This is a genomic window from Haloferax marinisediminis, assembly GCF_009674585.1.
GTDB lineage: Archaea > Halobacteriota > Halobacteria > Halobacteriales > Haloferacaceae > Haloferax > Haloferax marinisediminis.
Genome location: NZ_WKJP01000001.1, coordinates 2,375,436 through 2,397,676, shown reverse-complemented (window position 1 = coordinate 2,397,676; position 22,241 = coordinate 2,375,436). Strand labels below are relative to the sequence as shown.

At 62.5% G+C, this 22,241-nt stretch carries 22 protein-coding genes and 1 tRNA gene; 8 read left to right on the top strand and 15 right to left on the bottom strand.

Going from position 1 to position 22,241, the window contains the following annotated elements; all coding sequences use genetic code 11:
- Positions 1-27: 27 nt before the first annotated feature.
- Together GJR98_RS12445 and GJR98_RS12440 are read right to left on the bottom strand one after the other, a co-directional pair.
- Positions 28-213: a methytransferase partner Trm112 gene (locus tag GJR98_RS12445; protein WP_151138944.1), complete on the bottom strand. Its 186-nt coding sequence runs from the start codon at positions 211-213 to the stop codon at positions 28-30.
- Between the two features lie 117 nt (positions 214-330).
- Entirely contained in the window at positions 331-1,668 is a 1,338-nt protein-coding gene (locus GJR98_RS12440; protein ID WP_151138942.1) for an adenylosuccinate synthase, read from the bottom strand.
- 232 nt (positions 1,669-1,900) lie between these two features.
- On the opposite strand from GJR98_RS12440, the gene GJR98_RS12435 reads away from it, so the two are divergent.
- Positions 1,901-2,206: a hypothetical protein gene (locus GJR98_RS12435; RefSeq protein ID WP_151138940.1), complete on the top strand. Its 306-nt coding sequence runs from the start codon at positions 1,901-1,903 to the stop codon at positions 2,204-2,206.
- Positions 2,207-2,472: 266 nt separating this feature from the next.
- Here GJR98_RS12435 and GJR98_RS12430 read toward each other — a convergent pair whose 3' ends face one another.
- On the bottom strand, positions 2,473-4,608 hold the full coding sequence (locus tag GJR98_RS12430; RefSeq protein WP_151138938.1) for a DUF7527 domain-containing protein: 2,136 nt from the start codon (positions 4,606-4,608) through the stop codon (positions 2,473-2,475).
- 171 nt (positions 4,609-4,779) lie between these two features.
- On the opposite strand from GJR98_RS12430, the gene GJR98_RS12425 reads away from it, so the two are divergent.
- Positions 4,780-5,685 carry an SAM-dependent methyltransferase gene (locus tag GJR98_RS12425; protein WP_151138936.1) on the top strand — a complete coding sequence of 302 codons (906 nt, stop codon included), beginning with the start codon at positions 4,780-4,782 and terminating at the stop codon, positions 5,683-5,685.
- Here the strand turns inward: GJR98_RS12425 and GJR98_RS12420 are convergent.
- From GJR98_RS12420 to GJR98_RS12405, 4 genes are all read right to left on the bottom strand, one after another.
- Positions 5,682-6,449, bottom strand: a complete 768-nt coding sequence (locus GJR98_RS12420) for a CDP-alcohol phosphatidyltransferase family protein (protein ID WP_191965462.1) — start codon at positions 6,447-6,449, stop codon at positions 5,682-5,684. The two genes, GJR98_RS12425 and GJR98_RS12420, sit on opposite strands and share 4 nt — an antisense overlap.
- Before the next feature lie 67 nt (positions 6,450-6,516).
- On the bottom strand, positions 6,517-6,855 hold the full coding sequence (locus GJR98_RS12415) for a hypothetical protein (RefSeq protein ID WP_151138932.1): 339 nt from the start codon (positions 6,853-6,855) through the stop codon (positions 6,517-6,519).
- Entirely contained in the window at positions 6,852-9,269 is a 2,418-nt protein-coding gene (locus tag GJR98_RS12410; RefSeq protein WP_151138930.1) for a penicillin acylase family protein, read from the bottom strand. Before GJR98_RS12410 ends, GJR98_RS12415 begins: the two co-directional genes overlap by 4 nt.
- Positions 9,270-9,336: 67 nt before the next feature.
- Positions 9,337-9,681: a hypothetical protein gene (locus GJR98_RS12405; protein ID WP_151138928.1), complete on the bottom strand. Its 345-nt coding sequence runs from the start codon at positions 9,679-9,681 to the stop codon at positions 9,337-9,339.
- A 54-nt stretch (positions 9,682-9,735) separates the two neighbouring features.
- Between GJR98_RS12405 and GJR98_RS12400 the strand changes: the two genes are divergently transcribed.
- Positions 9,736-11,394: a potassium channel family protein gene (locus GJR98_RS12400; RefSeq protein ID WP_151138926.1), complete on the top strand. Its 1,659-nt coding sequence runs from the start codon at positions 9,736-9,738 to the stop codon at positions 11,392-11,394.
- Positions 11,395-11,664: 270 nt separating this feature from the next.
- Here the strand turns inward: GJR98_RS12400 and GJR98_RS12395 are convergent, their stop codons facing one another.
- Together GJR98_RS12395 and GJR98_RS12390 are read right to left on the bottom strand one after the other, a co-directional pair.
- A complete protein-coding gene (locus tag GJR98_RS12395; RefSeq protein WP_151138924.1) occupies positions 11,665-12,513 on the bottom strand; it encodes a cytochrome c oxidase subunit 3 in 849 nt (282 codons plus the stop codon).
- Positions 12,514-12,689: 176 nt separating this feature from the next.
- Complete coding sequence (locus GJR98_RS12390; RefSeq protein ID WP_151138922.1) at positions 12,690-13,766, bottom strand: phytoene/squalene synthase family protein; 1,077 nt, start codon at positions 13,764-13,766, stop codon at positions 12,690-12,692.
- 102 nt (positions 13,767-13,868) lie between these two features.
- On the opposite strand from GJR98_RS12390, the gene GJR98_RS12385 reads away from it, so the two are divergent.
- Positions 13,869-15,011 (top strand): acyl-CoA dehydrogenase, encoded by a 1,143-nt coding sequence (locus tag GJR98_RS12385; protein ID WP_151139448.1) that lies wholly within the window; start codon positions 13,869-13,871, stop codon positions 15,009-15,011.
- A gap of 6 nt (positions 15,012-15,017) precedes the next feature.
- On the opposite strand, the gene GJR98_RS12380 is transcribed toward GJR98_RS12385, so the two are convergent.
- A complete protein-coding gene (locus tag GJR98_RS12380) occupies positions 15,018-15,332 on the bottom strand; it encodes a helix-turn-helix transcriptional regulator (RefSeq protein WP_151138920.1) in 315 nt (104 codons plus the stop codon).
- A 112-nt stretch (positions 15,333-15,444) separates the two neighbouring features.
- On the opposite strand from GJR98_RS12380, the gene GJR98_RS12375 reads away from it, so the two are divergent.
- On the top strand, positions 15,445-15,720 hold the full coding sequence (locus GJR98_RS12375; RefSeq protein ID WP_151138917.1) for a DUF7111 family protein: 276 nt from the start codon (positions 15,445-15,447) through the stop codon (positions 15,718-15,720).
- Between the two features lie 28 nt (positions 15,721-15,748).
- Here the strand turns inward: GJR98_RS12375 and GJR98_RS12370 are convergent, their stop codons facing one another.
- The gene (locus GJR98_RS12370) at positions 15,749-16,420 is read right to left on the bottom strand and encodes a protein sorting system archaetidylserine synthase (RefSeq protein ID WP_151138915.1); all 672 of its coding nucleotides are present in this window, start codon (positions 16,418-16,420) and stop codon (positions 15,749-15,751) included.
- A gap of 107 nt (positions 16,421-16,527) precedes the next feature.
- On the opposite strand from GJR98_RS12370, the gene GJR98_RS12365 reads away from it, so the two are divergent.
- Positions 16,528-16,974 carry a cupredoxin domain-containing protein gene (locus GJR98_RS12365; protein ID WP_151138913.1) on the top strand — a complete coding sequence of 149 codons (447 nt, stop codon included), beginning with the start codon at positions 16,528-16,530 and terminating at the stop codon, positions 16,972-16,974.
- A gap of 92 nt (positions 16,975-17,066) precedes the next feature.
- On the opposite strand, the gene GJR98_RS12360 is transcribed toward GJR98_RS12365, so the two are convergent.
- Genes GJR98_RS12360 through GJR98_RS12345 form a run of 4 tightly spaced genes read right to left on the bottom strand, consistent with a single transcriptional unit; the run spans position 17,067 to position 19,548 of the window.
- Complete coding sequence (locus tag GJR98_RS12360) at positions 17,067-17,723, bottom strand: 30S ribosomal protein S3ae (RefSeq protein ID WP_151138911.1); 657 nt, start codon at positions 17,721-17,723, stop codon at positions 17,067-17,069.
- On the bottom strand, positions 17,716-17,958 hold the full coding sequence (locus GJR98_RS12355) for a KEOPS complex subunit Pcc1 (protein WP_151138909.1): 243 nt from the start codon (positions 17,956-17,958) through the stop codon (positions 17,716-17,718). The genes GJR98_RS12360 and GJR98_RS12355 overlap by 8 nt, the downstream gene beginning before the upstream one ends.
- A complete protein-coding gene (locus tag GJR98_RS12350) occupies positions 17,955-19,076 on the bottom strand; it encodes an exonuclease (RefSeq protein WP_151138907.1) in 1,122 nt (373 codons plus the stop codon). The genes GJR98_RS12355 and GJR98_RS12350 overlap by 4 nt, the downstream gene beginning before the upstream one ends.
- 4 nt (positions 19,077-19,080) lie before the next feature.
- Positions 19,081-19,548 (bottom strand): 30S ribosomal protein S15, encoded by a 468-nt coding sequence (locus GJR98_RS12345; protein WP_151138905.1) that lies wholly within the window; start codon positions 19,546-19,548, stop codon positions 19,081-19,083.
- A gap of 226 nt (positions 19,549-19,774) precedes the next feature.
- On the opposite strand from GJR98_RS12345, the gene GJR98_RS12340 reads away from it, so the two are divergent.
- Positions 19,775-19,846 (top strand) — tRNA-Ala (locus GJR98_RS12340).
- Positions 19,847-20,314: 468 nt separating this feature from the next.
- On the top strand, positions 20,315-22,213 hold the full coding sequence (locus GJR98_RS12335; RefSeq protein ID WP_151139447.1) for an ABC transporter substrate-binding protein: 1,899 nt from the start codon (positions 20,315-20,317) through the stop codon (positions 22,211-22,213).
- Positions 22,214-22,241 lie beyond the last annotated feature (28 nt).

The window sequence follows — 22,241 nt, the reverse complement described above, 5'->3', positions numbered from 1 at the left end:
CGGAAATAGAAAAACGTTCAGGTCCGGTCAGTCGTCTCGCATATCCGGCGGCAGGAGGTTCGGAATGCCGTCCTCGATGGGGTAGACTTCACCCGTGACCGTCCCGATGAGTCGACCTTCGATGATTTCGTCGCCGTCTCGCTCGTCGACTTCCAGCTCGAGTTCACTCTTGTCGAGGGGGTCACAGAGGATGTCCAACAGGGATTCTTTCATTGTCGTGACGGTGGATTCCGTGCAGTAAAAGCGTACGGGTTCGGCGCCGTCCGGACCTCCCTCAGGTTGGGAGTCGTTCGCTGTAGACCTCGGTGGACGGGCGCAGGTTCGACGGGATTATTGGTCGAACGGGTTCGCGAGGTGGACCGTCTGGGCGCGGTCTGGGCCGACACCGACGGCGTAAATCGGGACACCGAGTTCGTCCGAGATGTAGTCGAGATAGTCCTGTGCGGCGTCCGGGATGGCGTCGGCGCCTTCCTCGGCGACTTCGGTCCAGTCGACTTCCGGCCAGGTCTCGAACTCCTTGAGGACGGGTTCGCACTCTGCCCAGCGCTCGGTCGTCGCGGGCATGGTGAGACGCTCTTCGCCTTCGAGTTCGTATGCGTGTCCGACCTTGATTTCGTCGAGGCCGGCGAGCACGTCGAGGTGGTTGACGGCGATGCCGGTGAACCCGCTCACGCGTGCGGCGTGGCGGAGCATCGGCATGTCGAGCCATCCGATACGACGTGGGCGACCGGTGACGGTCCCGAACTCGCCGCCCTTCTCGCGGATGAAGTCTGCGAGTTCTTCGTCACGCTCGTCGTTCTTCAGTTCGGTCGGCATCGGTCCCTCACCGACACGCGAGAGGTACGCTTTGACGATGCCGACGACTTCGCCCTGTCCGACGACGGTCGGTCCGACACCCGAACCCGTGGCAGCGCCGCCAGCAGTCGGGTTCGAGGAGGTCACGTACGGGTAGCTTCCGTGGTCGATGTCGATGAGCGTCCCCTGTGCGCCCTCGAACATCACGTTCTCGCCTGCTTCGCGCCGTTCTGCGAGGAAGTCGCCACAGTTGACGGCCATGTCGTCTTTGCGGAGTCGACGGCCGAACTCGGTGTACTCCTCGACGAGGGCTTCGACGTCGCACTCCTCACCTGCTTCGAGACCGTACACGTCCTCGATGAGTGCCTTCTTCTGCGGAACGACGTATTCGAGGCGCTGGCGAAGCACGTCTGGGTCCAGGAGGTCGCCAACGCGGATACCGCGACGGCCTGCTTTGTCCTCGTAGGTCGGGCCGATGCCACGGCCAGTCGTGCCGACGACGAGGTCTTCGTCGGAGTCGGCCTTCGCTTCTTCCTCGATGTTGTCGAGGCGGCGGTGGTACGGCATGATGACGTGCGCGCGCTTCGCCAGACGCACGTCGGGTTCGAGTCCGCGCTCGCGCAGGTCGTCGATCTCGGAGAAGAGCGTCCGCGGATTGATGACACACCCGTTTCCGAGCACGCCCACTTTGTCGCGGACGGCCCCGCTCGGGACGAGCGATAGCTTGTACTCTTGGCCGTCTTCGACGACGGTGTGGCCAGCGTTGTCGCCGCCTTGATAGCGGACGACGATGTCAGCGTCGCCACCCCACAGGTCGACGAGCGCACCTTTGCCCTCGTCGCCGAGTTGCGAACCGACGATGGTAACAGTCATACGTCGGCCGTTCCCCGCCACGCACTAAACAGATTACGGTACTGGCCGAGAACAAATACACGATTATGTATACTTTGTCACTCCCGCTGTCCAAACCTGCCACGAACTCGCATTACCGTGGCGGCGTATAACACAACGGTTAATTAGTTTCCTCGATTAGGACGCGATATCTTATTATTCGCCGACGAAGAGGGCAAGGCTTAAAGCCTCCCAAGAAGAGTTAACAAATGGCATGATAGACCGACTTGAGAAAGAAGTCGATATGTTGGAGCGCCATCTCCAGGTCCTGAAGATGGTCATCGATAACGAGCCGATCGGCATCGTCAAGATGTCGAACGAGACTGGCTACCCCCACCACAAGGTTCGGTACTCGCTCCGCGTTCTCGAAGAAGAGAACCTTATCGAGCCCTCCAGCCAAGGTGCGATCAAGACCGAGCGAACCGACGAGTTCGTCGACGAACTCGACGACAAGCTCGACGAGATTGTCACCAAGCTCGAAACGATGAAGATCGAAGACGCAGCCGAAATCGAGAGCTAATTCCGTTAGGCGCGGCCGTTCCATATCCTGTTTCCCACGACGAGTCACGTCTGACCCGTCTCGGGAGCGGCCGCATCTACGATGACCGCTTGGTGCGGCCCCGTCCGGGTTCGAGACACGGGGCCGTACGAGGACCGAGTGTGACGTAGGAGTCGCACCGCCGTCCTTCGTTTCTCTCGGACACACTGACGAGCCTCTAGTCGTGACCACTGGTCACCTGCAAAAGAACCGCAAAAAAACTGCCCGAGAGACGAATCGCCGCCCGATTACAGGTCGGGGACGTTCAGATGGAACTCGCCGCTCCGGGCTTCGACGAGACAGAGATGGTAGCCCTGCTTCCGCGAGAGTTTCACGAAGCTCTTGCGCTTCGAGCGGCTCAGGAGTCCGCCGCCGGTCTCTTCGGTGGCCGCTTCGAGGGCGTCCGGTTCGAAGAAACTCTTCGTGACGACGAACGCCGAACCGAGGGACTCGTTGGCCTCGGCGACGGCTTTCGAGTCTTTGATGAGTTGCGTGACCATCGACTGCGTGGCCGGGTCGCGGGAGTCGTTCAGATTCGCGACGAACAGCGGGTTACCCATCTGGTCTCGGAAGATGACGTCGAACTTGCGAGGCTCGGTCTCGCCCTCGCCAATTGGGACCGAGACGGTTCCGTAGAGTTCGATACGGTCTGCTTTCGGAATGGCGTCGAAGACACCCGCGAGACTCGACCGGTTGCCAGTCTCGCCAATCTCGTAGAGCAGGTCGGTGACGGCCCACTTGGCGAACCCGAACTCTGGCGACTCGTGGAGGAACGATTCGTAGGGCTGCCCATCGACGCCGAGTCCTTCCGTGTCGAACGTCGTGTGGTGTTCGAGACGGAGGTTCTCGAAGACGTCGTCACGCTTCGCCTGTCCGGCGTGTGCTTTCTCCAACGTCGCGCCACTCTTGCGGGCGTAGCGGATGAACAGGTTAGTCCCACGAAGTGCCTCGTCGGCAGACATCGACCGGTCTGTCGATGCGATGCCGGCCTCGTCAAGTTCAGTTCTGAGTCGCTCGACTTCGGCTTCGAGTTCGTTCACCCGCTGTTCGAGTTCTTCTGCACGGGAACGGTGTTCGTCGCGCTCGTTCCGGAGCGAGTCACGCTCGGATTCGAGGCGTTCGCGCGTCGATTTCAGTTCCGAGAGCTGTTCTTTGAGCGCGTCGACTTCGCCGGTGGATACCGCCGATGCCGTTTGCGTCGACTGTTGGGAACTCTGCGAGGAGCTCGAAGACGAACGCGAGGTGCGCTTGGGTTTGGGTTTTCCTTGTCGCGAGGCGTTCCGCGTGCGCTTCGGTCGCTCCGCCCGCTGTTTGGCGTGGCGTGCGTTCCCGGGTCGGTCGCTGATCGTCTCACCTTCCGAGTCACGGGGGTCGAGCGACGGAATCGACCGCGCGTTTCGCCACTCTGCCTCTGCAGAGAAGACGTCGTCGTCGCTGGCGTCCTCGTCTGCGGACGAGTCAGAAGACGACCCGTTACTGCTTCCGGCACCGGTCGCCGCCGAGCTCGACGTAGTCCCAGACGAGCGTTTCGCCTCGGTCGTCTCGGCTTCAGAGACCTGTGTCGACGTCGGCGTCGCAGAATCGGCCGAGGTATCAGCCTGCGCTGTGCTCGGCGAGTCCGCAGGTGTGTCGGGCGTCTGCGTCTCTGTCTCGCCAGCGTCGTCGGTCGAGTCCGGCTGACTGGACGCCTCGGGAATCTCCACGTCCACTGTCTCCGACGCAGGTGCTGGTTCGTCAGTCGCATCCGCCGCATCTGAATCGTCGTCGCTTTCGGTAGACTCGGTCGATTCGGCGCTTGCGACGCCGGCGGTCGACTCGGATTCGGATGCCGCGTCGTCGTCCCCGTCGCCCGGAATCTCGACGAGGTCGATGTCGACGTCGTACACTTTGTAGATGCCAATCTCGTCGTCGGCGAGTTCGAAGGCTTCGTCGCCGGTGACGAGGCGCTTGCTGTTGCCGACGAACGCGGCGCTCATCGATTTCCCACCGTGGTAGACGACGTAGTAGTCACCAGAGAGGACGTTTTCAGAGAGTTCTACGAACCCTGTGAACCCTCCAGCAGAGAGCGTTCCGTCGGCGTCGGTCAGCGGCGTGTCTTCCGTGTAGTACTGCGCGCGCACGTCGCCACCAGTCTCTTGCATGGTGTACAACAGCGGCAACGATGCGTGTGGTGCGCGGTAGGCTTCGAACGATTCGTCGTCGAAGTCGGCTATCGTCCCATCGAAAACGCCGAGGAGACGACCGTTGAGCATGAAGCCCCACGTCATGCCGGCTACGACGGCACCGGAGAAGCCGTCGTCCGCGAGCGACCGGAGGCCACCGTAACCGCGACCCGTCGGTGCGGAATCCCACCCAGTCACCGCGTCGATAATCTCGCTATCCATTTGCCGTTACTTCACAGCAAGTGAATCAAATACTTTCCGGGCGATTCCACGTGATTCGTACTCGTCCGCGCGGGCCGGACGCTCAGTTCGGGGGGTTCTGGGGACGGGCGTCCGACAGACTCGTCGTGACTCGGGAGAACGATTATACCATCCCGACGTGACGAGACGTTCGTGACCAGACACGACGACCCGTTCGTTCGGTACCTCCGGTCGAAGGAGGCGGTGGACGACCGCGCACTCCACCGACCGACACTCGCGGACCTCGGAGACCGTCTGGAAGAACACGCGGAGTCGAACCCGGGAGAACCACTCCGTGTCGTCTCCGTTGGGGCGGGAACCGGTGCGATGTGCCGTCGACTCCTCTCGTGGGGAGTGTTCGACGCGCACGACGACATCAAGTACGTCATGGTCGACCGACGGAAGGGGATGGCCGACCAGGCGGCGAAGGAGTTCGCGAAGTGGTCCCACGCCGCCGGGTGGGCAGCCGTACCAACGAAAGACGGTTTTCGAATCGAGCGTCACGGCCGGCGCGTCTCACTCACGTATGTCACGAGCGACCTCTTCGACGCCATGTCGGCGCTCCCGAAGGCGATCGACCTCGTCATCGCGCACGCTGTCTTCGACCTCCTTCCCCTCCGGCGCGCAGTCGATTCACTCGTCTCTCGCCTCGTCGCTGGTGGCTACCTCTACGCACCGATTACCTTCGACGGTCGAACCGCGTTCGGCCCCCCACACGACGCAGACGACGACATCCTCGACGCCTACCACGAGACGATGCGAGACGGTGACAGCGCGGGGCCAGACACTGGCTCAGCCCTCCTGTCGGTCCTCCCAGAGTTCGGTGCAGACATCGTCTCAGCAGGCGGGTCAGACTGGGTCGTTCACCCAGAACACGACGACCACGAGCGCATCTTTCTCGACCGTATCCTCGGGTTCGTCGAACAGTCGGTCGGCGACGTCGACTCAGTCGACGACGACGAGCTCAAGCGGTGGCTCGCGACGCGACACCGCCAGTTAGAGTTCGGTGAACTCTCCTACATCGCGCACAACATCGACATCCTCTCGCAGCTCGACTAGTCTTTCGTCGGGGTCGTCGCGCGAACTCGTGCCTGTGGTTCGATGCGTCCAGAGACGTACAACCAGTCGCGACCGAACCCGAGGAGGAGCCCGCTCGCAGCGACGCCGGCGACGAACGGTATCCACGCGTCGGCGACGCCGGGTGCGAGTGCAACTGGAACGACCGCCATCTGGAGACCGGCGAGGACGCGTCGAGACGGCCGGGGAGGCAGGTCGAACGTCGGTCGGCCGGTTCGTTCGCGCCACCAGAGGCCGGCGACGAAGACGTACCGTGCTGCGCCGACAGAGAGGTACCACCACGGCAGCTGCCCGAGGACGACGCCCGCCAGCGGTGCGGCGAGGAGTCCGAAGGCGTCGACAGTAGTGTCGAGTCGCCCGCCGAGGTCCGTAACTCGGCCCAGTCGTCGTGCGAGAAACCCATCCACAGAGTCGAGGGCCGCGGCGAGGCCGTACGCGATTGCTGCGACCCATGCCATCCATTCGGTAGCGGGTCCGAAGACGACCATACCGGCGACTCCAGCGATACCTGCGACGAGCGTTCCTCTGACGAGCGTCACCGACGTTGGGAGTCCAAGTGTGTCGTACACGCGAGGGTCGTCGGTGTCCGACTGCTCAGCCGTGCGTGAGGCCACGTTCTCCGGCGCGTAGACGTACGTGTAACCCCAGAGACCTACGACGGCGAACATCGCCACGGCCGTCCACGTCGTCGCGCTCACGAGGCTCACAGACGATGTGAGAGCTAATCCAACACAACCTGTCGCCATCGTAGCGAGTACTCCGGTCCCGAGGACTCGCCGCTGTGTCTGTCGAGTTGCTGGCGAGGGCGACTCCTCAAACATCGTCGACGAGGGCGCGTGCACCAATGGCGGCGACTGTCGGCAGGCCAAACGCGATACCGACGGTGAGTGCGAGGAGGATGCCAGTCTGGAAGAACGGGTCCAGCGCACCCTGCACCCAGAGGCGGCCGACGTGGACCGCGAGTGCGATTCCACCGAAGGTGAGCCCCTGCACGACGGCGCGCCGAACAGACGTTGCGAGGATGCCGACGAGAACGCCGCCGAGGATGAGGCCGGTCCAATGGATGGATGCGGCACCGAGACCGACCAGCGTGGCGACGACCAACGCGAGTTCAGCACGGTTTCCAGTCCGGACCTCGGTGAGAACGCTCATTGTCCACCTCCGAAGACGATGTCGGGCGACCCAGCAGGTCGGTCGAGCGTGAGTGGTTTGTACGCACCGTCGGCCCACTGGTCGAGTTGGTCGTGGTAGTGTTCAGACCAGAAGACGCCGCGTTGACCGCCGGGAATGACACCGACTGAGTCGTCCTCGTCGGAGAAGTCGACGACCATCCGCCAACTACTGCCCGCCTGCGTCGACCCAGCAGAGCGGAAGTTGAACACGGTGTACTGCGACCCATCCATCGGGCGCTCCGGATAGTTCAGGAACGCGCGGTCGAACGGGTGGTTCATGTCGAGTGTGTTGAAGTCGCCGTAGGTCTCCCACCCTTCTCGGTCGAGTCGCTCGGCGGTGCGGTTCATCGCCTGCGCAGCGATGTCGTCACGAGTTTCTGTCTGCTCCAGCGTCGAGCGGTTGTCGTACCACTGGGAATCAGCGTCGAGGCGCTGTAAGACGGAGAGACGCGGGTAGTACGAGTCGTCCATCCCTTCGGGCTCGAACTCGTCGGCGAACGTCGCAGTTTGGAACTCGTCCACCCAGATGCGGTAGACGAGCGCTGCTCGCGAGTCGGCGCGCATCTGTCCGTCCCATCCGTCGAGTTCGGCTGTCAGTTCTCGTGCGTCTGGCGACATCTGTGCCACTGCATCAGAACTCGTCGCGTACGAGGTAAAACTGGTCGCTGCGTCGGAGCGAACGTCTCGTTGAATCTGTCGCATCGTCTCGGCAGTCACGTCGCCTTGTGCCACCGCCTCGTCCAGCAAGTCGTAGATACGCTGCCCTCGGTAGGGGTCGGCGTACGTCATCGACGTGCCCATGTAGAACGCCGGGTCGTCGATAGTGCGCTGGTTGGCCGTCGCGAGCAGGTCCGGATTTTCGACGTGAGGAATCGATTCGAACGGAACGAAGCCGTCCCACGAGGACTGCCCGTACGGTTCGTACCCACGCCAATCGCCTTCGCCGGCCGACCCGTCGAAGATGGTGTCGCCGCGAACGACCTCGCCATCGGTCACGCGAATCGGATAGCGACCGGCAGGGTAGTACAGCGTGTTCCCCGCGCGGTCGGCGGCGACGAAGTTCTGGGCGGGAACGTCCCAGATGCGCAGTGCGTCACGGATTTCGTCGACCGATTCTGCGTGATTGAGACGGTAGACGCCGAGTGACTCGTTCGTCGCCGAGAACCCCGGCCACGCGACGCCGACAGTCTTTCCGCCACGTTCGATGACCGGCCCGTGAACGGACTTTCGAACCTCGATATCTACGTCCTCCCCGTCGGCGACTTCGATAGTCTCCGTCTGGGTGTCGAACGCGCGAACCTCGCCATCGTAGACGTAGCCACCGTCGCGCATCTCGTACGTGTAGAGGTCGGTGAAGTCGCCGCCGACGTTCGTCACTCCCCACGCAGCGTCGGCAGTTCGGCCAATGACGACCATCGGGATCCCCGGGAAGCCGACGCCACGAACGTCCATCTCGTCGGTCGAGAGATGCATCTCGTACCAGATTGGTGGGACAGTCAGTGAGAGGTGGGGGTCGTTGGCGAGAAGCGGCGCTCCGGAGGCTGTGTGGTCGCCGGAGACGACCCAGTTGTTCGACCCGTAGGTCGGGTCTTTGTCGTAGGCGTCGGTCCACTCGGCGAGGGCACCGAAGTCACCGTCGACGGTGGCGCTCGGCGCAGACGCGTTTTCGACGACCGACTCGGGCGAGAACGGTGCGGCGTCAGAGTCCGCCGAGTCACGGATGATGGGAACGTCGTGGTCGAGACTCGCCGGATAGAGGGCAGACGCGTTCGGCCCGAGACGGGACACTGCCGTCGCTCGGCGGAGGTCGGCGAACGACCCCGAGAGTTGCCACGAGATGAGTTTCCCGACCAGCAAGGTGTCTGTCGGTGTCCACGCTTCGAACTCGGCATCGAGGAGGGCGTACTCGGGTGGGAGCGGACCCGTTCCAGCGTAGTGATTCACACCCGCGGTGAACGCCTCGATTGGGGTTCCCACGTCAGTGCCTCGAACCGACTGCCACGACGCCTCGGCGGCGGATTCGAAGTCGAGACTGCGGTAGAATCGGTCGGAGTCGAGCGTCGATTCGCCGACCATCGCCGAGAGTTCCCCACCGACGAGTCGGCGCTGGAGGTCCATCTGGAACAGGCGGTCACGGGCCTGCACGTAGCCGACGGCGAAGTAGAGCGCTTCCTCGTTTTCGGCTTCGATGTGCGGCACACCGGCATCGTCGTACCAGACACTCGCAGACCCGTACGGACTCTCTACCTGGGTTGCACCAGTTGGTGCGGCCGTGTCGTAGAGGTCACCAGACAGCGGTGCAGCGAGACCGAGAAACGACCCGCCGAGGACCGACGTGGCCACGAGCGCTGCGGTACACACGATGGCGATGACTGCGCGGGTCGTGGTATTCATACACACTGTGGCGGCCGGATTGCGGATAAGTATTCCTCACGTGATGTTTGTGAACGGGAGAGGAGTTCTACCGCCGCCCCGTCCATCGGTCTCTGAGTTCGACACTCGCGAGGAGAAGTAGATAGGTCGCGAGCGCTGAGAGGACGATAACCAAGATGTTCGCACCCACTGCCTCGACTGCGAGCGCGACCACGGTGAGTGTTGCCACGACAGTGACCACCTGAATTCGTGGACGTTCCCACACGGCGCGAACGCGAGACTGCCATCGCAACAGTGCTGCTTCGAGGGCGAGCGTGCCGAAGACACCGAGAAGAACCAGCGAAGGAGTGGCCTGCGGACGGAGGATGGCGACACCAACCACGACGGGGACGGTGACCACGAGTGCGAGTGCAGCGTCTCGCCGTCTACTCATATCGACTCTCCGGTGGCAGGACACTTTTAGACACCGGGGGCCATAGCGAGTGGTATGTCTATTTCGGGTGACGGCCCCGGTTTCTCGAAAGCAAAATCGCGACTCGGTCGTTACCTCACGGGTGCGGCAGTCTTGATGCTCTCGTACGCGGTGGTCTATCAGTGGGCGGTCGGATTCTTCGCCGGTGTCGACGTGAGCTTCTTACAGGCGACTCACGTCGTCGTCGAGACGTTCACGACGACCGGATACGGAGAACAGACGCGGTTCTGGGTCGACTATCCGCCACTCCTCGCTCTCTCGATTCTGATGCAACTCACGGGAGTCACGACTGTGTTCCTCACGTTGCCGTTGTTCCTCGTTCCGCTCGTCGAAGACGCCCTGCGGACTGCTCCACCGGCGTCTTCCGACCAGACCGACCACGTCATCATCTGTACGTTCACGCCACGCGGTGACGCGCTAGTCGACGAACTCGACGCCATGGACGTCGAGTACGTCATCCTCGAATCGGACCGTGACCTCGCCGAAGAACTGTACGGGCAAGGGTACGAAGTCATCCACGGCGACCCCGAGTCGGTCGAAGCGTTGGAGTCGGCGAACGCGGCCGAAGCACTCGCAATCGTCGCCGACGACGACGACGAGACCAACGCGAGTATCATCCTCGCCGCGAAGCAGGCCGCGCCGACGAGTCGCGTCGTCAGTCTCATCGAAAACCCTCGCGTCGCCGAGTATCACCGCTACGCCGGCGCAGACCAGGTCGTCTCGCCTCGTCGACTCCTCGGAGAGAGTCTCGCCGGGAAGGCGACGACCTCCGTCTCGTCCGCACTCGGCGACGCAATCGAGATTGGCGAGGACTTCGAAGTCGCAGAACTCCTCGTTCAGCGCGGGAGTCCCGTCGAAGGAGAGACCATCGCCGAGAGCGGAATCGCTCGTCTCACCGGCGTCAACGTCATCGGGGCGTGGTTCTCCGGGAAGTTCGTCTCACCACCCGCCCCCGACGACGTCATCGACGAACACACGATACTACTCGTCGTCGGCCGTGAGAAACGCCTCGAAGAACTGCGTGCACTCACGCTCTCGTCGGCCCGCCGGTTCCGTCGGGGGTCCATCATCGTCGCGGGCTACGGCGAAGTTGGCTCGACAGCGGCGGAGACGCTCGCCAGTTCGGGCGTTCCGCACCTCGTCGTCGACAAGGTAGACAAAGCCGGCGTCGACGTGGTCGGAGACATCACCGACCCGCAGACGCTCGCAGAAGCCAACGTCACCGAAGCACGCGGCGTCCTCCTCGCGCTCGACGACGACACGACAGCAGTGTTCGCGACGCTCGTCTCCGAGCGCGTCTCAGAAGAGACCGAAGTCATCGCGCGAGCGAACGAGACCGAGAGCATCGCCAAACTCTACCGCGCCGGTGCGGACTACGTGCTCGCGCTTTCGACCGTCGCAGGACGCATGCTCGCGTCGACGGTCCTCGACGAGGAAGTCATCGCGCCGCAGTCGCAAATCGAAATCGTCCGGACACAAGCACCACGGATGGTCGGGAAGACGCTCGCCGAGGCGGACGTTCGTGCCAAGACGAACTGCACCATCATCGCCATCGAACGCGGGGACGAACTCATCACCGACGTCGGACCCGACCTTCGAGTTCGGTCAGACGACGATCTCATCGTCGCCGGCCTCGACCAAGATATCTACCGGTTCAACGACCGCTACAGCTAACTCCCGAGCGATTCGGCCGTCGCGACGTTCAGTCTCACTCTTCCTGACACCTCGTTCTCGAAGTAACGAGTCACAGCGAGTCGAGCAAGCGGTCCGTGTTCTGGTTCCGCTCGACGGTGCCGAAACACGCGTCCGACGAACCATCGTCTGACCGAGGCAGACGGCCGACCGAAGCGCCGCCCGATGGAAGCACCGACTGTCACACAGCCCAGTCCAAACCGCTGGCTCACCGACGGAGTACGCAAAAAGGGATGGTCGCTGTCGAGGCGATTAGAGCGTGATTTCCGCACCGGCGTACAGGACGACGACGAGGAAGATCCAGACGACGTCGACGAAGTGCCAGTACATCGAGGCCGTGCTCACGGAGACGTGGCGTTCGGCGGAGTACTGACCGCGGAGCGCGCGGACGAAGACGATGCCGAGGATGACCGCACCCATGCTCACGTGGAGGCCGTGGAGGCCCGTGAGGCCGTAGAAGGCCGACCCGAAGAGGCCCGACGTAATGTCGAAGCCTTCCTCGATGATGAACACGTAGTACTCGTACACCTGCCCGCCGATGAAGATGATACCGAGGACCAGCGTCGCGGCGAGGCCGAGGATGAAGTTCCGGCGGTTCTCGTTACGGATGGCGACGTGTGCCCAGTGGAGCGTGAAACTCGACGCAATCAGGAGCCCGGTGTTTATCAACACCAGCGACCCCAAGAGGTGCGGGAGTTCCTGTGGTGGCCACGTTCCTGCACGGATGAAGAAGTAATAGATGAACAGCGCACCGAACGTCGCGAGTTCGGACCCGAGGAAGGCAATCATGCCCCACCGGAGTTTCGCTGCACTCTTCTGGTTCGCATCGCGCGACCAGAAGTGGCTCACGAAGGCGTGGTACAACCAGCCGTAGAGACCGGCCAGGAAGACGAAGATACTGCCGATGAACACGGCTGGGCCGAGCGCTGAACCGACGATTCCGTCCTGTCCCATGACGTAGAGACCGGCACCGGTGTAGATGCCCGCGCCTCCGACGGCGGTGACGAAGGGCCACCAGCTCGCCTCGCCGAAGCCGCGCGGCCAGTCCTGGACCGCCGGCAGGTGGTGGCCGTGGTCGTCGTGTGCTTCTTCGGTACTCATAGGCGCCCGTTATTCTTCGGTTACTAAAAATCCTCCCAAAACGCGCCCGTCACTCGGGGACAGATAACAGACGAACCCACCGGTGACCGCACAGATGAACAAGAGATGGTCGCCGTCGAATCGGCCACTCGAGTCGTCGTCGACTCGATACGTGGTGCGTACTCGACAGCGGTGATTCAGTCTGCGTTCGTTGCCGCCCGGTGGAACGGTTGCCGAGCGATGGCGTGGCGCATCTCTGCGAGCGATTCGGAACTCGCGTCGTTCATCGCCGTGACGACGGCGAACACTTCCTGCCGCGACACCTTGACGCCTTCACCAGTCACTGCGTGTTCCGGGTTCGCGAGCAGTTCACGCAAGGTACCGACCGCGAGGAGGAACGGAATCGCCCACGCTTCGAGCGTGTTCCCATCGCGCAGCGGAACCGTCTCCAGGTACGTCTGTGCGTCGTCGACGAAGGACTTGGCGTGCGTCGCCGTTCGGTAGACGACCGACGCGGTCTTGCTCAGGTTTTGCGGGTCGACGACTTCGTCCTGTGGCACGCCCTCTTCGTCCAACCACTCGGCGGGGAGGTAGACGTTGTTCTCGGCGGTGTAGTCGTCGTGGACGTCTTTGGCGATGTTGACGAGTTGGAGGAGCAGTCCGAACTCTTCGGCAGTGTCGTAGAGTCGGGAACTTCGTTCGCGGTCGACGTTGCCACGGGTGACGAGGTTCGTGATGAGGTTGCCGACGGTCCCCGCCGCGTAGTAACAGTACTCTTCGAGTTCTTCGCGCGACTGGATACGGAGTCCACCAGTTCCGGAGTGGCGTTCGACGAACATCGCCATCCCGGAGACGAGTTCACGAACAGGCGGCGTGACCGCCTCGCGAACGTCGTCCGGGAGCGCGGCGAACGTGCGGAACACGCGGTCGGCGTTCGCGACGACCATCCAGTCGTCGGAGCGCTCGTCTTCCGGAGGTAGGTGTGGTTCGACGGCCGTGACGAACTCGTCGATATCGGTGTCGTCGTCGGGGTCGAGTGCGCTGTCGTAGAGTCGAAGGAGGTGAGCCTGCTCGTCAGGCGAAATCGACGACGAGTCCTCCACGGTGTCGGCGACTCGGCAGAGGAGATAGCCAATACAGATGTAGGAAGACATCGGTTCATCAAGGACGTCCACGGTGAGGGCGAAGGTACGCGAGACGCCCTGAACTGCATCGTGACACCAGTCAAGGTCGTCGTCGGTTGCCGGTGGCCGGGCATCGGCGTGTCGAGACATTCGGAGTGTTCACCAATACGGTAGGGGGGATAAAAAGTCTCGTGGGGAAAACCTCCCCGCCGGTAGCAGAAACCATAAGGATAGTCGATGAAAGAACCAGACATGGACTTCACGCTCACTGCTGAGCAGAAGCAGATTAGAGATATGGTGGCGGAATTCGTCGACGAGGAGGTCAAACCCCGCGCGGCGGAAATCGACGAAACCGACGAGTTCCCCGCTGACCTCGTCGAGGAGATGGGCGAACTCGGCCTGATGGGGATGCCGTTCCCGGAGGAGTACGGCGGGGCGGGCCTCGACTACCACTCGTACGCGATTGGCCTCGAAGAGATTTCGCGCGGGTCCGGCGGCCTCGGAACCATCGTCGCGGCGCACACGAGTCTCGCGGGCAACATGCTCTACGAGTTCGGGAACGAAGACCAGAAACAGACGTACCTCACGCCGGTCAACGAGGGGACCGACATCGGTGCGTTCGCACTCTCCGAACCCGGCGCTGGCAGTGACGTTCCTGCCATGGAGACGACGGCAGTGAAAGACGGCGACGAGTACGTCGTCAACGGCGGCAAACTCTGGATTTCGAACGGTTCCGTCGCTGACACCGTCATCCTCTTCGCCAAGACCGACCCCGACGCGGGGAACAAAGGCATCTCCTCGTTCGTCGTCCGCCCCGAGGAAGACGACGGCTTCATCGTCGAAGGGACGGAGCACAAACTCGGTGACAAAGGGTGTCCGACCGCCGAACTCCGCTTCGACGACATGCGCATCCCCGAAGACCGACTCCTCGGCGACGAGGGTGACGGGTTCGTTCAGGCGCTCAAGACGCTCAACGGTGGCCGCATCACGATTGCAGCGCGGTCTATCGGTATCGCACGCGCCGCTCTCGACGACGCCGTGAAGTACGCCGGCGAACGCGAGCAGTTCGACCAGCCGATTGGCAAGTTCCAGGCAATCAAGCACAAACTCGCCGACATGGACACCAAAGTGCAGGCCGCGAAACTCCTCATGCACAAGGCTGCCGACCTGAAGATGCGCGACGAGACGTTCATCAAGGAGGCCGCGCAGGCAAAGCTGTACGCCTCTGAAATCTCCCGTGAAGTCGCCAACGAGGGCATTCAGATTCACGGCGGCTACGGGTACACCAAAGACTTCCCGGCCGAGCGCTACTACCGCGACGCCAAGCTCAACGAGATTTACGAAGGGACGAGCGAGATTCTCCGCAACACCATCGGCGACTGGGTGCAGAAGTAGTCGTCGTCAGTCGACGAGTCGTTCGTCCGCTTCTGCGGTCCGTTTCTCGCGGCGTTCTACGCGTTCGGTGAGCCACGAGTAGTACGATTCGACCCGGCTCGCGCCGCCATCGGTGAGTGCGTACACGTCGTGAATTCCCTCGGTCCGTCGTTCGACGTGACCCGAATCTACGAGCGCGTTGAGCGTTCCGTAGAACGACTGCGGGTCGAGGCGGGTGTCGTAGTAGCGCTCTAATCGCGTCTTCAACTTCTGTCCCCGGAGTTCACCTGCGTCGTAGAGGATGGCGCAGAGGTCACGCCGACGGCCGCTCTGAAACCACATACACTGTGGTCGGAGAAGGGACACACGTCACTTTCGTTCCAGCGTTCCGACCCGGATACTCGGCCCCGAGAGAACCGGTACTTTAGACACCACCCCGTCCCTAGCGGCGGGTATGAGTGAACAGGAGGCCTCTGCCAACGGCATCACTGCCCGATACTACGTCACGGAAATCGAACGCGTCCTCGAATTCGACCGGGAGGGTCGGACCGCCGCCGTGGCACAGAACATCGACGGGTACGCGATGCTCAAAGTTCGCCCGACGGTCGACGGCGACGAGTTAGAACGCTACTACGGGTTCGACATGGCCCTCGACCACGCTGCAGAACTCCTCGGTGTCTCCCCGCAGGACCTTCCCATCCCTGAAGATGCGGCAGACATGGGGATGTGAGCGTCTCGCTTCTCACCGACAGAGTCAGTTATCCCCAGTAGAACCGCGGCCCCAAGAACAGATAACCGAGCGCCAAGAACAGCAGTCCGAACGCGAACCCTTCTCCAAGCGACCCCGAGAGGACGATTGCGAGTCCTTGCACGACACCCATCACGAGCGCGTCCTGGGCGTGTAAATCCGGATAGGTCACGTCGGAGAGCATCAGCGCCGCCATGATTGCCGAGAGCGCGACGAGAATCATCGGGTCGACGAAGCCGACGAGCACACCCGCCGAGAGAATCGTGGCCGCGAGCGTCGTCGGAACACCGACCGTCTCGTCGCTCCCGCTGTCGTAGGCGGTGTAGAGGGCCAACCGAACTACCGCTGCCGCGACGAACAGCGCCGCGATTGCGACGCCGAGGACGACTCTGAGTTGGTCGAAGCCCCACATCTCGCGGACGACGGAGACGACGAGCAGTGCGGGGGCGACGCCGAAGGAAGCGACGTCGGCGAGCGAGTCGAGATACGGCCCTGCGTCGGTTCCGCCGTAGCGGCGGGCGACGACCCCGTCGAGTCCGTCGGCCATCGCAGCGAGGAGAATGACCTTCGCGGCGAGGCGAACGTCGATTGCGGTCAGCACCGCAGCGACGAAGCCAAGTGCCGCGTTGCCGGCAGTGACCACGTCAGCGGGGCCCAACCGGCCGACGAATCGGGGTCTCATACCGTTGCGATTGCGTACCTCCCCTTTGCCTCTTACGTTCCGTTCGTGTCGTCGGGTTCGTCGGGCGAACCATGCGACATTTATCCGTCGCGTCCCGAGAGTCGACTATGCGAGACGATGGGTTCTCAGACGGTCGCCAGACGCGGCGTCGGTTCCTCGCGGCGACGGGTACGGCCGTGACTGCCAGCCTCGCCGGCTGTGCGACGTCGCTGGCGTCCAGTGGTGAGTTCGACGTCGGCATGACCGCTGTCGCATTCGACCCGCCGGTCGTCACCGTCGAAGTCGGCGACGAAGTCGTGTGGCGAAACACGAGTTCGCGCGGTCACACGGTCACCGCCTACGAAGCGCTCATCCCAGAGGATGCCGAGTTCTTCGCCAGCGGCGGGTTCGAGGACGAACAGACGGCGCGAAAGGCGTACTCGAACTCACTGGGCGGACTCATCGACAGTGGAGAGACGTACTCGTACACGTTCGACGTGCCCGGTGAGTACGAGTATCTCTGCATCCCGCACGAACAGGCCGGGATGGTCGGCACTGTCGTCGTCGAAGAGTAACTCCGTTCTCCGTTCGGTTCGAGGGCGCTGCCGCTCACAGCGTCGCGTCCGAAAAAGTCGGAATTGGAAGTCGGTCCGCGAGTCGAGCGGACTTACTCGGCGTCTTCGTCGACGTCGACTGCGACGTCGTCTTCGTCGACGGTGACGGCTGCTTCTTCCTCGGCCTCGATTTCCGCGGGGCGTGCTTCGAGGGAGAACTTCTTGACTTCGACGCGGCGGAGCGGGTAAATCTGCTTCGCCTCGCCGTAGATTGCCGACGAGAGACGGCCTTCCGTGATGCTGTTGGTCAGGTCGTCGTAGGTTCGCTCGGTGATGGCCTCGCGGGTGAGCTCCATCATGATGCGGCGAATCTCGTGTTCCTGACTGCGGTCGGCTTTCTTCGTCGTGAAGGCGACAGGCTGGACCTGGACACGGAAGTCGTCCTTTGTCACAGCCGTGACGTTGGCTTCGACCTTCGAGGCGCCGCGGCGGACGAGGCTACGGAGGTAGTCTCGGGTGAGTTCCTGCTGGATGAACTCGGTGTAGGCGGCGTCGCTGCCGACGTCGTTCACCTTGAAGGTGAGCTTGACGTTGTTCGCGCCCTGGTCGTCGTTGAGTTCGCCGAGGGTCGCTTCGACGGTTCGGCCGTAGACCTTCTCGGGTTCGTCGGCGAAGGTTTCGCCGAGTTCTTGACGGTCAAAATTCTCGGGAGCGATGACCTTGTACCATCGCTTTCCGCGCTTCTGCTTAGAGACGGATCGTTCACTCATGGTTAGTGGTTGTGTGCGTTCGTGTTGCTGCGATGACGGTCTGTGCGACCGTCACGTTGACGACGTAATCATCGACCGTAGACTGGAGTCCACCGGTCGAATCGCGTTCGATTGTCGTGACGAGTTCGTCCCCTTCGATTGTCGTGTGCATCGACTCCGTGTTGTCCGGGCCGAGTGCCGCAGCGACGATGTCGGGGTCGTCGTGGGTGGTCCGCAGGGTCGCCCGCCGAGTCATCGGCGCACCTCCCTGACGGCCTCGACGACCGTTTTTGGCTCGACCGACGGGTCGAACCGCATCGTCGCTTCCTCGGGTGACCCAGTCGCGGACGCATCGCCCAGTTCGGTCGCGGCCGCGGCGAGGTCGTCGTCCAACCCGGCAGGGCCGGTCGAGACGAGTGCCGCAGCGCCGGTTCCAACCGCGAGCACGGTCGGTTCCGGCGACCGGAAGTCGCGGGCGAGTCGTGCGACTGTCGCGAGTCGTCCCGGAGACGAGAGGTCGCACGAGAGCGCATAGAGGCTCTCGTAGCGTCCTGTGGTCGCCTCGCGGAGCGCTGCGTGTGTCGCGTTCGCGTGGTCTCGCCACGCGTCGAGCGCCGCGTCACGAGCGTCGTGACCCAGTGCCAGTGCGACGGCGAGACCGGGGACCTCCCGAACAGTTGCATCGAGCACGTCGGCGAGTCCGCCGACGGTCGCAAACAGTCCATTCGGGGTTGCCTCCGGATGCAAGACGCGTTCGACCGCGGTCGTCGACCGCGGTGTCGCTTCACCACCCGTCGCTTCGAGTGCGACGAGTGAGGCGACGCGCCTGTGTGCGTCCACGTCGAGTTCGGCCGGGAGCGACAGTTCGGCGAGTGCCGCCTGTGTGCGCTCTTTGTCGGCCGAAAACGGCGCGTGGACGAGCGTCGAGTGTGCGAGTCCGTCGGCGAGGTCTGCTGTTGGAACAGCCACACCGGGTCGGGACTCGACACCCGCGTCGGTCGCGGCGTCTACGAGTGCGGTGTCGTCCTCCGGCGAGACACCGGCGGCGTGGAGGCCAGCCAGTGCGACCACCGGGTCGGGGTCGACACCGAGTTCGCGGACGATAGCGACGCCATCGCGTGGGTCGAGTTCGAGGTCGGCATCGGCGTCCGAGAGCCCCACGACGGCCGCAACGTCGTCGTTTGCGACAGTGTCGGGAGCTTCGGTCGCTCGGATACGGAAGGGAACGTCGAGTGTCTCGAGCGCCCGCCCGATGACGCCCGCTGCGGCGACGGCGGCACCGCTCGTGTGAACGCGAAGGCGAACGAACGTCGCCTCGCGAAGCATCGCGGCGTCCTCGGCAGCGGGAGTCTGTTCGGCGGGGCTCATAGACATCTAGTTACTTCTCGAGGAGTTCGACGGCGACGTCGTAGGTGTACTTGAAGTCGTCGTCGAGCTTGTTGCCCTTGTAGTAGGACACGAGACGGCGAATCTTCGACTCCGTGTTCTGGAGTGCGCGACGGTTGGACTTGTCCTGTCGGTTCTCCTCCATGTGGTCGCGGAGGCGAACTGCGCGTTCCATCAGGTTACGGAGGTCCTCGGGAAGGTCCGGGGACGCGTCGTTCTCTTCGAGGATGGTGGTGACTTTCTTGCCGGTGGCGAGTTTGACGTCCGGAACCGGGACGCCCTTGACGCCTTCGTCGCGCAGGGCCAGGCCAATCTGGCTTGGGTCGTTGCCCTGTTCGGCAAGTTCGACGACGCGTGCTTCGATGTCTTCTGCGTCGACGTCACTCCACTCCGGTGCTTCGTCTGCCACGGGCTTGTCCGAACCGGACGAGCCACGGCGGCGGGTGTGCATTCGTGCCATTGTTGCGGGTTGGAACCGCACTGACCGCAGAAACGAGTACCCCGTAGTCGCATTGGCGACTACCGGGGCACTACCGCAATCCCAAGCCCGCTCATGCGGGCGCGTCAGATTTGCGGCCGTGCTGGATTCCCGTTGGTTGCTCTACGCGCGTCGGGTTAAACCGTTTCGACTCGTGGCGCTTCGGAATCGAAGGGCTTCTAAATGGGTGGCGGCTACGAAGTGTTGAGGGCTCGTAGATCAGGGGTAGATCACTCCCTTGGCATGGGAGAGGCCCCGGGTTCAAATCCCGGCGAGTCCACTCACTTTCTTCCGTCGCTACGCTCCGTCAGTCGTTCGTGGACTCGCCGACCTTCGCAAACCTTCGGTTTGCTCAGTCCCGGCGAGTCCAGCAACCTCTGTCACCACAACCCCTTGAGGCATGCCTCCGTCCGGAGGCCGCCGAGCGAACACTGTCGTGACTGAATTGTCACCTGTCTAATATTTATAGATATATCGACAACTTCTGAGTCGAGAAGGGCTGTGCGGTGCGCGACGATGGCTGGTGTCAGTCTCGAAGTCAGAGTACTCGTTCGCTACGGGAATGAATCAGTAGACAGCAGTTAGATTGCAATATATGATATAATAAATCTAATACTGTATACTGTTAATGACCTCGATTGTTTATGTCTAATCATTACCAATATTTATATAGGATTAATGAATTGTGGCACCACACAACATGTCTAATGATAATCCTTCGCAGGATTCAGGATTGACCCGCCGACGAATGTTGGTAACGACTGCAGCACTTGGTGCCAGTGGCCTCGCTGGATGTGGTGGACAAAGCGGCGGCGACGGTGGCGGTGGAAGTGACGACAGCGGAAGCGGCGACAGCGGAAGCGGTGGCGGAAGCAGTGGTGGCGATGGCCGGAGCGTCGAGACGATGTTCCGTGGCGAGTGGCCTCTCGAGACGAAGAACAACGACAACATCCCCTTCGAGTACACGGTGACCGAGGGAGCACCTGTCCCAGCTATCACGGTCAACTTTGCATCCGACGAAGAACCGTGGATGCGGGAGCACGCGCTGATGATTAAACGCGCGTTCGAAGACATCGGTGCGCCGGTCGAACTCGACGACGTCCCGACGAACGTCATGTACGACGAGTACTGGGCAGCCGACACAGGTCACACAGTCTCAGTGTCGATGAACACTCACGGGCCGGACCCACAGCGTGGTCTCGACCCGAACCCGTTCTTGATGCGGATGCACCCACGGACGGGCGGCAACTACTACAACTACAACAACCCCGAAATCACGGAACTGCTCGAAGAGCAGTCGACCGAGATTCAGGACAAAGAGCGCCGCGTCGAACTCTGTCAAGAGATTCAGCGAAAGGCGAGCGAGGACGCCTACATCCAGTCCATCGCCTTCACGGACGTCATCATGGCGGGGAACACCGCCGACTGGGACGGGTACGTCCCCATGCCCGGTAACGGTACCAACCGTGACTCGTTCATCTGGACTCAAGTGAACCTTCAGCCAACCGGCGATTCGAGCACGTGGGTCAAAGGCGTGCTTGCGTCGATGGGTGGCCTCAACATCGCTTGGGCGGGCGGCGGTCCAGAGGCGAAGCGTCTCACGAACCTCTACGACGGTCTCTTCGACGCCTCGCCCCAGTTGGAAATCGTGCCGGCGCTGGCGGTCAACGCCGACGTCGTCGACGAAACGACGGTCGAGGTCGACCTCCGCGAGGGTGTCCAGTGGCACGACGGCGAGCCGTTCGGCCCCGAGGACGTGAAGTTCAGCGTCGAACTGTTCAAAGAGTACAACTCCCCCGAGATGGGTCCGTTCTACGAACCCATCGAGAGTGTCGAAGTCGTCTCAGAGAGCGGCGGCGGTCGTGTCCGGTTCAACCTCAAGCGTCCCGACGCGGCCTTCTTGACCCAGCGGATGGTTCGCAGCGTCATCCTGCCGAAGCACAAGTGGGAGGACGTCGACAACCCCGCACAGCACAACCCCGATAACCCGGTCGGTACGGGGCCGTTCCAGTTCTCGAGTTGGGAGCAGGGCACCCGCTTCGCAGTCGAGAAGAACCCCGACCACTGGATGTGGGACGAAGATACCCGCGAGGAGTACCTCGGCGAGTTCTTCACCCCCGGTGACGGCATCGACGGTATCGTCTGGGCCAACGTCGGTAACGTCGACGCGCTCATCGGTGCCATGCAGAGTGGCGACATCGACGCGATCGGGACGACGCTGTCGAACTCGCAGGCAGACCGTGCTGCCTCGGCGGACGGTGTCGAAAAGCAGGTGTCGAAGAACTACGCACCGCTCGACGTCCACACCAACCACATCAACCCGCTCATCCGGGACAAGGTGTTCCGGAAGGCGCTGAGCCACTCTGTCGACAAAGAGGGCTTCGTCGAGGGTGTCCTCGGCGGTCGTGGGACGCCCATCGAGGGGCAGAACCTCATCTCCGACATGATGGCACCGTTCTACACCAGCGACATCCCAACGTACGAGTACAACCCTGAGAAGGGTAAGCAGATGCTCGAACAGGCGGGTTACACCTTCGACGGTGACACGCTCGTCGCACCAACGGGCGACGCGTGGGAGGCGTTCGCCGAACGGGTAGAAGACGGGCACGCCGACCGGTCTGACCTAGACCAGCCTGACTTCTCCTGAATCAACAGAGGACACCCCACTTTCACTA